At 71.6% G+C, this 12,016-nt stretch carries 10 protein-coding genes; 3 read left to right on the forward strand and 7 right to left on the reverse strand.

The features are described from left to right. Window positions 1-128: 128 nt before the first annotated feature. Entirely contained in the window at window positions 129-1,202 is a 1,074-nt protein-coding gene (locus ACWC97_RS29650) for a DNA polymerase III subunit beta family protein (RefSeq protein WP_450652611.1), read from the forward strand. A 39-nt stretch (window positions 1,203-1,241) separates the two neighbouring features. Further along, the gene (locus tag ACWC97_RS29655) at window positions 1,242-1,895 is read left to right on the forward strand and encodes a hypothetical protein (protein WP_450652613.1); all 654 of its coding nucleotides are present in this window, start codon (window positions 1,242-1,244) and stop codon (window positions 1,893-1,895) included. A gap of 155 nt (window positions 1,896-2,050) precedes the next feature. Here ACWC97_RS29655 and ACWC97_RS29660 read toward each other — a convergent pair whose 3' ends face one another. The 3 genes from ACWC97_RS29660 to ACWC97_RS29670 are packed head-to-tail and all read right to left on the reverse strand — an operon-like array spanning window position 2,051 to window position 4,229. Next, window positions 2,051-2,479, reverse strand: coding sequence for a septal ring lytic transglycosylase RlpA family protein (locus ACWC97_RS29660; RefSeq protein WP_450652615.1), 429 nt, complete (start codon window positions 2,477-2,479; stop codon window positions 2,051-2,053). A gap of 44 nt (window positions 2,480-2,523) precedes the next feature. Next, window positions 2,524-3,396 (reverse strand): glycoside hydrolase family protein, encoded by an 873-nt coding sequence (locus ACWC97_RS29665; RefSeq protein WP_450652617.1) that lies wholly within the window; start codon window positions 3,394-3,396, stop codon window positions 2,524-2,526. Between the two features lie 17 nt (window positions 3,397-3,413). Then, window positions 3,414-4,229, reverse strand: a complete 816-nt coding sequence (locus tag ACWC97_RS29670) for a thaumatin family protein (protein WP_450652619.1) — start codon at window positions 4,227-4,229, stop codon at window positions 3,414-3,416. Window positions 4,230-4,781: 552 nt separating this feature from the next. Here ACWC97_RS29670 and ACWC97_RS29675 point away from each other — a divergent pair. Beyond that, entirely contained in the window at window positions 4,782-7,205 is a 2,424-nt protein-coding gene (locus ACWC97_RS29675; RefSeq protein WP_450652621.1) for an endonuclease/exonuclease/phosphatase family protein, read from the forward strand. 63 nt (window positions 7,206-7,268) lie between these two features. Here the strand turns inward: ACWC97_RS29675 and ACWC97_RS29680 are convergent, their stop codons facing one another. The 4 genes from ACWC97_RS29680 to ACWC97_RS29695 form a co-directional block, all read right to left on the reverse strand. Beyond that, on the reverse strand, window positions 7,269-7,928 hold the full coding sequence (locus ACWC97_RS29680) for an HAD family hydrolase (RefSeq protein ID WP_450652623.1): 660 nt from the start codon (window positions 7,926-7,928) through the stop codon (window positions 7,269-7,271). A 161-nt stretch (window positions 7,929-8,089) separates the two neighbouring features. Next, entirely contained in the window at window positions 8,090-8,212 is a 123-nt protein-coding gene (locus ACWC97_RS29685) for a hypothetical protein (protein ID WP_352279146.1), read from the reverse strand. 22 nt (window positions 8,213-8,234) lie between these two features. After that, window positions 8,235-9,989 (reverse strand): glycoside hydrolase family 35 protein, encoded by a 1,755-nt coding sequence (locus ACWC97_RS29690; protein ID WP_450652625.1) that lies wholly within the window; start codon window positions 9,987-9,989, stop codon window positions 8,235-8,237. 38 nt (window positions 9,990-10,027) lie between these two features. After that, on the reverse strand, window positions 10,028-11,974 hold the full coding sequence (locus ACWC97_RS29695; protein WP_352279149.1) for a glycoside hydrolase family 5 protein: 1,947 nt from the start codon (window positions 11,972-11,974) through the stop codon (window positions 10,028-10,030). Window positions 11,975-12,016 lie beyond the last annotated feature (42 nt).

Genomic DNA, 12,016 nt, shown 5'->3' on the forward strand with positions numbered 1-12,016 from the left:
AAGCCCTGGGCGCTCCGGCTGGGAGGAAGCATGCCCAAGTGGTCGAGCTCCTGTGCCCGGTGGTGGCGTGGCACCCGGCCGAAGGGCGAGTTGACCTTCAAGTGGGATGAACGTCGACAATCGGGGCCATGGACGGCACCACGGAACTACTGAGCATCAGCGCCTTCGCGCGGCGGGTCGGTCTCGCTCCGAGCGCCCTGCGTTTCTACGACGACTGCCGCGTTCTGCGGCCGGCGTGGGTCGACGGGGCGACGGGATACCGCTTCTACAGCCCTGCGCAGGAGGCCCGGGCCGTCCTCCTGCGCGGTCTGCGAGAAGCGGGACTGCCGCTGGCTGAGGTCACCGTGGTGCTCGACGGGCCCGAACACGAGGGCAGAGAGGTGCTGGAGCGGCACTTGGAGAGGATGCGGGAGCGGACACGGACGGCCGAGGACGCCATCGCCGTGGTCCTGCGTTCCCTCTCGACCGCGGACAGCATGACGGAAGCGCGAATCGGTGGTGCGGAGCTGGCCAGTGCGGTACGCCAGGTGGTACCGGCTGCGGCTTCCGACGTGGAACTGCCCGCGCTGGGCCGCGTCCTCATCGAGATCGGTGACGGCGAGGTCCGTCTGGTGGCCACCGATCGCTATCGCCTGTCGATGCGCGTCCTGAGGCCGACCGCACTCGACGGAGGTCCCTGCCGCCTTCTGGTGCACGCGGCCGACCTGATCGAGTTCGGGCAATGGGCGGCGCGAGTCCACGAGGTCACCATCCAGGTCGGACCGGACGGCGCCCGCGCACGCGGTACGGCAGAGTCCCGTGTCCTGGTGACGACCGATGACCTGTTCCCCGCCTACCGCGGGATGCTCTCGGCCCTGGCCCCGACCGAATACCGCGTGATCGTGGATCGCCCGACCCTCCGTGACGCGGTCAACAGCTACGGAGAGGCTGCACGCATCGCTCTGAGCTTCGCCGACGATGAGCTGGTCGTCTCCCTTGCCGATCACTCCGACGCCGTCACCCTGCCCGCGGTCTGCCACGAGCACCTGCCCCGGCGGATCGGGTTCGATCCCGCCGTCCTGGCTCCCGCTCTGGAGGCCAGTGTCGGTCCCGACGTGCTGCTGGAGATCTCCGCCGTGGACCAGCCTGTCGTGCTGCGTTCCGCAGACCAGGGCAGCTTCACCACGCTGGTCATGCCCGTCGCTCTCGACGCCCCCATCTGATCCTTTCCCACCATCACCCCCCATCACCTCAGGAGAACCGTGACCGCCCCGGAGAACACCGTCATCCAGCTGTGCGCGCAGGGGATGCAGGCCGAGACCGAAGGACGAGACGTCCGAGCACGGGTGCTGTTCCTACAAGCGTGGGAAGCGGCCGAGGACGACTACGACGCCTGCATCGCCGCGCACTACCTCGCCCGGCACCAGCCGACCCCGCAGGAGACCCTGCGCTGGAACCAGGAGTGCCTGACCCGGGCCGACCGGGTCGGCGACGCGCGTGTCCGCGGCTTCTACGCCTCGCTTCACGCCAACATGGCCCGAGCCCACCGGGACCTGGGCCAGATCGAGCGGGCCCGCGAACACTTCGAGGCCGCCGCCGAACACATCGAGGACGTCCCGGCCGGCCCCCACAACCAATGGCTGCGCTACCGCATCGCCGCAGGACTGCGCGCCACTGCCCGGCCCGCGCCACAGCGGCACGACGACCCGGTCGGCCCGCTCCTCACCACGCTCTGCGCCCGCACCGACCTCGAAGCCCTCAGCCTGCTGCTGCCCCCGTACATGGGCAGCCTCGGAACACCCGAGGATGAGGAACGCATCACCACCGCCCTCCGCATGCTCCACGCCGAGCGCCGCCTTCCCGACGAGGAGCAGACCGCCCTCGGCCACGCCATCGAAGTCCGGTCCGCCGCGTGAAGCGCCCCGCCCCTCGGTGACCCGCGAGAAGCGAACGTCGACCGACGGGCTTTCAGCGGCCTTGACGGCCCGCCGACCTGACGGTCGGCCCGGGAAGGGGCGCCTGACCCGGGCTTCTGGTCCGTCAGGCGCCCTCCTCCTCCCGTGGCGGGTCGCTACGGCAGGACTTCCTCCGTCACCTCGATGTGGCCCTGGTCCGGGTCGATGACGCCGCCGAGGCGCTGGAAGGCGCCGTCGGTGAGGTCGAGGCACTTGGGTTCCTGCGGGGTCTGGGCGAAGGTGCCCCGGTCGTTGACGCGGACGACGAGGGAGGCTCCGTTCGCGGTGTTGGTGACCTTCACCAGTGTGTTGAAGGGGAGTTGCGGATCGCGGGTGAGCGAGGTCGCCGTGGTGTCGGCGTTGTTGTCGAAGATTTCGCCGCTGGCGGTGTAGGAGCCGGGCGGGATGGGGCCGTAGTGCGTCGCCCAGCAGGTGCCTGCGAGCGGGACGGCGGGCGCGGCGGAGCCGCCCGGTGCGGCGGCGACCACCCCGGCGAGGACCGTGGCGCCGACGGCCAGACGGGCGAGAGGGAGAGAACGGAGCATGGCTGCTGCCTTTCCGTTGCGGGGATGCGGGGCGGGGATACGGCTCACCCTGCCGCGCGGTAGGCGGCGCCCACCTGGGTGGCGGTCGTGCCGTCGTACAGTCCGGTGCCGTCGCCGCGGCCGGTGGAGAGCGTGAACCAGGCGTACCGCTCGACGAACGGCAGGCTCTGGAGCATGGCCGTCGACTGCTGCACGAAGGCCGCCTGCTGATCCCGCGACGGGTACCTCGGTGTGCCGGACGAGAAGTCGATGAGAGCGTACTCGGTCAGCCAGAGCGGCTTGTGGTGGCGGTCGTAGGTGGCCTGGAGGTAGCCGCGCAGCTGGTCGGTGGCGTTGGTGGCGTCGAAGTCGGCGCCGTACCAGTGGACGGGCAGGAAGTCGACCTTGAGGTTTCGGTCGGCGGCGCCCCGGAGGAACTGGCCGAGCCAGCCGTCCGCGCTGTCCGCGCCGGTGGCCACGGCGGGCGCGCCGAGCCGCAGGCCCGTCGACTGCAGCCGGGGCCACAGGTCGAGCGCCTGCTGCACGCTCATGACCGCCTGCCCCGGATGGTCGGGCTCGTTGAAGCCGAGGAGGGTCGTGCCCTGCTGCCTGGCCTGGTCCAGCTCGGCGTCGGTCGCCGAATCCGGGCCCCAGATCATCGGGACGAACTCGACGCCGTCGGGAGCGGCGATCCCGGATCTGCCCGAGGACCAGGTGTAGAACCAGCCGGCCCCGGAGTCGGCGAGGTCCTGGGCGACGCCGTCGAAGTTCCAGGCGCTCACGCCCTTCTTCCTCGCGTCGGAGGTGGCCGGGGCCGCGATCCGGTCCGTGGCCGTCCCCGGGGTGCCGGACCGGGCCGCGACCGCCGTGGCGCGGCCGGCGGCCGAGAGGGCGAGCGGGGCCGTCAGCGCGGCGGTGAGGATGCTTCTTCTGCGCATGGTGCGCTCCCGTCCGTTCAGGCGCCGCGGTGGAATTCGACGGTGAAGCCGCCGCATCGGCTGCACTGCTGCATGACCTGGTTGCCCGGCTCCTGGTCCTGCTTCGACCAGCCGTACGCCTTGGGGCAGTTGGTGGCGATCATGTCGCTGTAGGGGGTCTTGGCATCGCGGTTCGGGTTGGTGCACAGCTTCGGTGTGCCGTCGCTCCACCGTGTCAGGTCGTCGGCGGGGCACTTCGGCAGCAGGCCTTCGGCGCAGCCCACCTCGCCGCAGCCGCCACCGGAGCCGGAGACCTCGGTGGGGGTGATCGTGACCGGTACGGAGAAGGCGTTGACATAGCTCACGTCGTACCAGGGCGCCATGTCGTCGCCGGGGTCGAAGTTGAACTCGGCGAGGCTCACCGGCTGCTCACCGGTGTCCGGCGCGCAGTGGTCGGCGAAGGCGCCGCAGTCGCCCAGCTCGCAGTGGAAGGTGCTGCCGGACTCGCCGCCGCACCCCATGCGGGCGAAGAACGTGCCGCGCCAGTGGCCGGGGGCCTCGTCCTCCGAGACGGTCACCGTCGCCGACTGTCCGGGCTCCAGGACCGGCAACGATCCGAAGTTCCTGGATCCGTCGGCGTTGACGGTGGAGCCGACCCAGATCTTCTTGCCGGTGCTGTTGACGAACGTCACCGTGTGGGCGCCCGCGGTGGCCCCGGCCGGTTCGGCGCCGTCGAGCGCGGTGGCCGTGGCCGTTCTCGCCTCGGGCCGGGCGCCCGGGTGCGGGGGGACCAGCACCAGGAGAGCGGCGACCACGGCGATCGTGGCCGCCAGGGTACTCAGAACCTTGCGCAATGCTCCTCCGTCGAATGTGCGGTGGGGGGGTGAAGAGTCGAGGCGGGCCGGACGGGCGGGGGTCTGCCGCGCCGCCCCGGGAGCGCGTCGGGCACAGGTCTCCTCGCGTCCACGGGCCCATGGCCAAGCCGGTGCGGTCACGGGGCCGGCACTCGGTCACGCCCTGGCACAGCTCGCCCGGAACAGATCCTGCGCACTCGTCGTCCCTCGGAAACGACCGCACCGGGGGCGGACATGAGTTCGATCACTCGGGGCGTCTCCGGGTGGGGGAAGTCCGGGCACGGATCGGCCGCCGAGCCGTGCGGGATGCCGCACAGTCCGGTGCGCCCCGGCCCGACCTGCGGGAACAGCGACCGGGCCGGCCGGGAAAGGTGACGAAAAGTTCATGTCCGAAGCCTTGTTACGCCATGTTCTACGCGCGTATCTTCAGCTTCTGGATCCGCGCGAGACGCCGTCCGGCGTCCCCCCGTCACCACCTTGACGATCCCTCACCGATCCCGGCGCCCGCCGCGGCGACCGGGCTGTGTCCTGCCATGAAGGAGTGCCGCAACGGTGCCCAGTCCCCTCCCCAACCGCCGCTCCCGCCGCAGACTGCTGCGCGCCGCCCTGCCCGCCGCGGTCACCGCGTCGCTGGTGCTCGTCCCGCTGCCCGGCGCGGTCGCCGCCCCGTCCACGGGCGTGGTCATCGCCGAGGTGTACGGCGGTGGCGGCAACTCGGGCGCGACGCTGAAGAACGACTTCATCGAACTCGCCAACCCGTCCGGGGCCGCCTTCGGCCTGGTCGGCTACAGCGTGCAGTACCTGCCGGGCACGCCCAGCGCCGGCAGCAAGTGGGGGGTCACCCCGCTGAGCGGCTCGGTCGCCCCGGGCGCCCGCTACCTGGTCGCCGAGGCGGCGGGCACGGGCGGCACCGTGAACCTGCCGACCGCCGACGCCTCGGGCAGCCTGGCGCTGTCCGGCACCGCGGGGACCGTCGCGCTCGTCAGCGGCACCGACGCGCTGGCCTGCAAGACCGCCGCGGACTGCGCCGCCGATCCGCGCATCGTCGACCTGGTGGGCTTCGGCAACGCCGTGGTCCACGAGGGCTCCGGCGCCGCCGCGGGCGCCTCCAACAGCGCCTCGGTGGCCCGCGCCGCCTCTCTCGCCGACACCGACGACAACGCCGCCGACTTCCAGGCCGGCGCGCCCACCCCGGTCAACGGCAAGGGCGAGACGACCCCCGGCGGCGACGGCGGCACCGGCCCGACCGAGCCCGGCACCGTGCGCATCCATGACATCCAGGGCGCCACCCGCGTCTCGCCGATGGCCGGCCAGACCGTCGTGGGCGTGCCCGGCATCGTCACCGGCGTCCGTACGTACGGCACCAAGGGCTTCTGGTTCCAGGACCCGAACCCGGACGCCGACCCGGCCACCAGCGAGGGCGTCTTCGTCTACACCGGCGGCTCCGGACCGGCCGTCAAGGTCGGCGACTCGGTGCTGGTCACGGCCAAGGTGACCGAGTACTACCCGAACAGCTCGGGCGGCTCGCAGTCCCTCACCGAGCTCTCCGGCCCCAAGACCACCGTGGTCTCCTCGGGCAACGCGGTACCCGCCCCGGTCGTCCTGGACGGCTCGGTCATCCCGGCGGTGTACGCCCCGGACATGGCGGGCGGCTCGATCGAGTCCCTGCCGCTGCGGCCCGACGCCCACGCGCTCGACCTGTACGAGTCGCTGGAGGGCATGAACGTCGAGGTCCGCGACGTGCCGGTGACGCAGGCCAGCAACGCGTACCAGGAGCTGTGGGTGAACGCCCGCGAGCAGGACCCCCGGTCGGCGCGCGGCGGTTCCGTGTATCTCGGCTACGACCGGCAGAACTCCGGCCGGCTGCTGGTCCAGTCGCTCGGCGCCGCCGCCGACTTCCCGGTCGCCGATGTCGGCGACCGGCTCACCGGGGCCACCGGGGGCCCGCTGGACTACACCAAGTTCGGCGGATACGCGGTGCAGGCGGACCGGCTCGGCGCCGTCGAGTCGGGCGGGCTGCAGCGGGAGGTGACCCAGCGCGCCCTCCCGAGCGAGCTGACCATCGGCACGTACAACGTCGAGAACCTCGACCCGGGCGACCCGGACGAGAAGTTCGCCGAGCTGGCGAAGGGCGTCGTCACCAACCTGCGCTCGCCCGACATCCTGGCCCTGGAAGAGGTCCAGGACGACAACGGTCCGGTCAACGACGGCACGGTCGCGGCCGGTGCCACCGTCGCCAAGTTCATCGAGGCGATCAAGGCGGCCGGCGGCCCCGCGTACGACTGGCGCTCCGTCGACCCGGTGGACGGCAAGGACGGCGGCGAGCCCGGCGGCAACATCCGCCAGGTCTTCCTGTTCAACCCGCACCGCGTCTCCTTCACCGACATCCCCGGCGGCGACGCCACCACCGCCGTGGGCGTGACCGGCACCGGCAAGCGCGCCTCGCTGACCGCCTCCCCGGGCCGGATCGACCCGGGCAACGAGGCGTGGAACAGCAGCCGCAAGCCGCTGGTCGGCCAGTTCATGTTCCACAACAAGCCGGTCTTCGTGATCGCCAACCACTTCAACAGCAAGGGCGGCGACCAGGGCTTGGACAGCCGGTTCCAGGCCCCGGCCCGCAGCTCCGAGGTGCAGCGCGCCCAGCAGGCCGAGGTCGAGCACGCCTTCGTCGCCAAGCTCTTGGCCGCCGACCCGGGCGCCCGGGTGGTCTCCCTCGGCGACTTCAACGACTACCAGTTCTCTCCGGCCCTCCAGACCCTCACCAAGGACGGCGTCCTGCGCGACCTGGTGAACGAGCTGCCCGCCTCCGAGCGCTACTCGTACGTCTACCAGGGCAACTCGCAGGTGCTCGACCACATCCTGGTCAGCCCCGCGTTCAAGAAGCAGCAGACCCGCTACGACGTCGTCCACATCAACAGCGAGTTCGCCGTCCAGGCCTCCGACCACGACCCGCAGGTGGTCCGCGTCAAGCCCTGACCCGGTCCGTCCGCCTCACCGAGCCCCCGTCCGGTCGCCCGACCGGACGGGGATTCCCTTCTCTCATCCCCTCGCGACCAGGCGCCGGAGCAGGGCGAGGTCCACGTCCAGCAGGCTGTGGACCACCGTGCGGTGCGGGGCCGGTCGGACGGCGGTGACGGAGGGAACCGCAAGGACCGTGCATCGGGCGGCCTCCGCCGAAGCGATGCCCGTCGGGCTGTCCTCGACGGCCACGCAGCCGGCCGGTGGGGCGCCCAGGGCGGTCAGGGCCGCCTGGTAGGGGTCGGGGAACGGCTTGGTGCGGACGGTTTCACCCGCGGCGACGGTGGTGGTGAAGCGGTGGCGCCCCAGGGCGGTGAGGACGGTGTCCACAACGGGGCGGGGCGAGGCCGAGACCAGGGCCGTGGGCACGCCTGCAGCTTCGAGCGCCGCGAGGAGGGCCTCGGCTCCCGGAAGCGGGACCACGTCGCCTCGCACGAGGTGCGTGAAGCGGCGTTCCAAAGAAGCGGCCAGCCGGGCCGGGCGGGTCCGGCCGGCCGTGCGGGCGGCGAGGTGGGCGGCGGTGTCCTCAATGGCGCGGCCGGTCACGTGTGGGAGGTCCGCCTCCGTGAGGGTGAGACCGAGGCTCAGGGACTCCTCCTCGACCGCCTGCCTCCAGAGGCGCTCGGTGTCGACGAGTGTGCCGTCCATGTCGAAGAGGACGGCCCGCAGTACGGTGTGCACGAGGTCTCCTGGATCGTGTGCTCGGTTGGATCGGGCCGAGGTGGCCGGCCGGGGTCATGGACGGGGCCGGAGCCCGAACCGGAGGGTACGGACTTCGAACGGGCGCAGCGTCGGCTGGAGCGATGTGGGCTGCGACGGCTCCGGCCGGTTGGATTCCGCGTCTACCGACGGGCGTTCCAGATCTCCACCGGGAGCGGTCTGGCGCGGGCGTGGACGGCCGGACGGATGCACTGGTTCAGGACGCGGTCGAGCCGCTGCTCGGTCAAACGTCGGTCGCTGTGCATGGTGTGCTCCGTGGGACGACGGTCACTCCTCGGTGGGCCCGAGGTCGGGTGTGTCACGCAGGTGGACGCGGAGGGTGGCGGTGGCGTGGAGTTCGAGGACGATGATCTCGTTGGGGCCGGGTCTGAGCGCGGGCCCGGGAACGTACAGGCTGCGCTGGGGCCCCCGGGACCAGTAGCGGCCCAGGGGGAAGCCGTTGATCCAGGCGACGCCCTTGGTCCAGCCGTCGAGGTGGAGGAAGGTGTCGGCGGGCTCGTCCACGGTGAGGACGCCATGGTGGAACGCCGGGCCCACCGGGTGACGGCCCGGGTCCGCGGACCCGTGGGGGAAGGCGTCGGGCCGGTCGAGGGGCAGGGCGCGGCTGCGCCAGGCGGGGGGCGGAGTGCCGTTGACCGTCGTGCGGCCGAGAAGGCCCTTGCGGTCATGGAGCCCGGAACCGTAGTTGACGCGTCCCTGGTTCTCCACGAGCACGGCGAGGCGGGCTCCGGGGCGGGGAACGGTGAAGACGAGGGTGTGCTCGTGGTTCTCCCGTTCCAGGACGCCGACCGGCTGGCCGTCGACGAAGACCTGGGCGCGGTCGCGGACCCGCTCGACGTGCAGGACGGCCGGCCCGGGTGTGGGCAGTTCGGTCTCGTGGAGGACGAATCCGAAGGGGTGGCCGAGTTCCTCCATGGTCAGGGGCCGGTCGGCGGTCACCGGGGTGCCGAGGGCGTCCGCCTGTTCCAGCAGCCCGGCGGTGGGGGTGAGCTCCACCGGGCCGAAGGCGGCCTTGGGGGACGCGGGAGGCAGTGGCTCGGCGGGGGCAGAGGTGTGGCGGGCGATGACCTCTTGGAAGGCCACGTACTTGGGGGTGGGGTCACCGGCCTCGTCCAGGAGGGCGTCGTAGTCGTAGGAGGTGACGGTGGGCCGGTAGGTGCCCTTGTCGTTGGCTCCGTTGGTGAAGCCGAAGTTGGTGCCGCCGTGGAGCATGTAGATGTTGACGGAGGCACCCGCGGCGAGCAGCCGGTCGAGGTCGGCGGCGGCGTCGGCCGGGTCGCGGCGGGTGTGTACGCCGCCCCAGCGGTCGAACCAGCCGATCCAGAACTCCGTGCACATCAGCGGTCCGTGCGGCCGGAGCTCGCGCAGTGCCGCGAGTCCGGCGGCGACCCGGCTGCCGAAGCTGGCGGTGGGCAGGACCCCGTCCAGGCTGCCCCGCACCAGGTCGGCGGGCTGGTCGCAGGTGAACAGGGGGACGTCCACGCCGTGGCGGCGCAGCATGGCGGCGAGTTCGGCGAGGTAGGCGGTGTCGTCGCCGTGGGCTCCGTACTCGTTCTCGACCTGGAGGGCGAGGATCGGCCCGCCGTTGCTTCCCAGGTAGGGCCGGAGCGGGGACAGCAGCGATCCGAAGTAGGCGTCGGCCTCCCGTAGGAAGCGGGGGTCGCTGCTGCGCAGGACGGTCCCCTCCTCGGCGAGCAGCCAGGAGGGCAGTCCTCCGCCCTCCCACTCCGCGCAGATGTACGGGCCGGGCCGGAGCAGGACGTGGAGTCCCTCGGCGGCCGCGGTGTCGAGGAACCGGGGCAGGTCGAGACCTCCGTCGAGGCGGAACTCCCCTCGGTACGGGGCGTGCAGGTTCCACGGGACGTAGGTCTCGACCGTGTTGAGACCCAGCAGCCGGGCCTTGTGGAGTCGGTCGGCCCACTGCTCCGGATGGACGCGGAAGTAGTGCAGTGCTCCGGAGAGGATGCGGAACGGTCGGGCGTCGAGACGGAAGCCGTCGTCGGCGATCTCCAGCAGGGGCATGGCTGTGGTGCTCCTCAGGGGGTACGAATCCGGTTGGTTCAGCCGAGCGGGCGGCACAGGAGGGCGTCGGGGACTCCTCCGTGGTTCCACTTCCAGGTGTAGGCGACGCCCGCGAGGTACTCGGTGTCGGCGCACTGGCCCTTGTAGTGGCCCGGGGCCCAGTCGCTGCCGGTCGATCCGCCGGTTGCGGGCCGGTTGTCGCCGTTGTCGAACCAGACCGCGCGGCCGTTGACGGGCAGGGATGCCACGGCCGGGGCGCACAGGAGGGCCGCCATGGCGCTCTTGTTGACGCTGTAGCCGACCGCGAAGGCGTTGGCGGGGCACTGGAGCTTGCTGTAGCCGCTCGCCCAGTCGCCGCCGGTGACGTACCGTTCGTCGGTGACGACGGTCCAGGAACCGGCGCCCTTCACCGGCTGGCCGGCGTCGGTGCACAGTCCCCTGCTGTCGCTGCGGCCGAGGCCGACGAGGCGCTGGGTGTCGGGGCAGTTGCCCTTGCGGTTGCCGACGGACCAGTCGGGTCCGGCGAGCTTGGTGGCGGAGACGTTGTAGTCGGCGTAGTCCAGGTTCAGCATGTTCCAGCGGGGTGCGGAGGCGATCGGACCGGTCCGGCCGGGGGCGTTGACCAGCTTGTCCCAGGCGGTTGCGCGCCAGTCGCCGGTGTCCATGACACCGAGCCGGGTTCCGTCCGCGCTGTAGTTGACCATGGCCCAGTTGTCCTGGGGGGTGCCGTTCGCGTCGGTCCAGCCGACCAGGGGCCAGATGGCGAAGTCGGTGTCGTTCTTCACCAGGATGTCGGTGAAATTGGCGAACCAGGCGCGTTCCCTGGCATCGAGGTCGCCCCGGCCGGCGGCACCGAACTCGCTGATCCACACGGGAGCGGTGAAGTGCTGGCCGGACCGGGTGACGAACAGGGCCTGGTCGTCGACGACCTGGGCGAGCTGTGCGGGGGTGAGTTCCTCGTAACGCGGGTCGTGGGTCTCGCCCGTTCCGGTGGCGCCGGTGTGGTTCGGGCCGGTGTAGCCGTAGAAGTGGGCCGCGTAGACGAGCTTGTCGGAGCGGATCAGGGTGTTGGACAGGGTGGCGACCGGGGTGAGGGTGGGGCGGCCGTGCGGGGTGATGTCGGTCGGGATGCCCTGCCAGTTGATGCCCTCCATCACGATGAGCAGGTCCGGATCGGCCTGGAGGATCTTGTTGCCCGCTTCCTCCAGGGCCTTGTTGAGGTCGTGGTCGTCGCCCCAGCCCCAGTTCGCGTCGTTCCAGGTGTCGCGGCGGACCTCGTTGCGCAGATCGGCTCCGACGACCCGCTTGTCGTCGCGGTAGCGCTTGGCGAGGAACACCCAGTCGTCGATCCACTGCTGGGTGGTCTGACCGCTGTTCCAGCGCTCGTTGCCGTCAAGCCCGCAGCAGAAGCGGTAGCTGGTGGTGTGGTTGTTGAGGATGACGGCGAAGCCGTCCGCGGTCAGGGACGCGACGACGGCGTCGAGGACCTGCAGCGGGGTCTTCCCCTTGAGTTGTGGGTTGGCAGTGACGGCCGAGTCCGGGACGGTGCTCGTGTCGTGGATGAGCGCGTTGGCGAACGGGAGCCGGATGCTGTTCAGGCCCAGGGCGTGGAAATCGGCCAGGATCCGGGAGATCGGCTTCCGGTCGAGGCCGAGCGGGATGTTGTGCGACATCTGCCGCGCCTGGTGGTTCGCCGGGTCGTTGACGTCGCCGCTGCCCTGCCAGGTGCCCTGGGCGCCGGCCCAGTTGCCGGACTTGAGTTTGAAGCGGTCCCCGTCGGCGTCGACGACGTACCGGTCCCGGGTGGAGAGCGGGCCGGTCCACGAGGCGGCGAGCTGGGCACCGGTGAGGACCGAGGGCGCCGACGCCGAAGCCGTCGCCGGATCGGCCGCGGCGGCCGTGGGGGCGAGGGAGCAGAGGAGGAGCGCGGACGACGTGGCGAGAGCCGCGGTCACGCGTCGGAGCGGTGTGATGCGAGGTGTCACGGAGAGGCTCCTTGTACGGGTGGGGGAATGGTGCCTGTCTGG

The organism is Streptomyces sp. NPDC001108 (genome assembly GCF_053598535.1).

What these genes read in the sequence shown, in the direction of transcription:
- ACWC97_RS29650 (WP_450652611.1), top strand. Translation starts at nt 129, where the DNA reads ATGGACGGCACCACGGAACTACTGAGCATCAGCGCCTTCGCGCGGCGG.
- ACWC97_RS29660 (WP_450652615.1), bottom strand. Translation starts at nt 2,479, where the DNA reads ATGCTCCGTTCTCTCCCTCTCGCCCGTCTGGCCGTCGGCGCCACGGTC.
- ACWC97_RS29665 (WP_450652617.1), bottom strand. Translation starts at nt 3,396, where the DNA reads ATGCGCAGAAGAAGCATCCTCACCGCCGCGCTGACGGCCCCGCTCGCC.
- ACWC97_RS29685 (WP_352279146.1), bottom strand. Translation starts at nt 8,212, where the DNA reads ATGCACAGCGACCGACGTTTGACCGAGCAGCGGCTCGACCGCGTCCTG.
- ACWC97_RS29690 (WP_450652625.1), bottom strand. Translation starts at nt 9,989, where the DNA reads ATGCCCCTGCTGGAGATCGCCGACGACGGCTTCCGTCTCGACGCCCGA.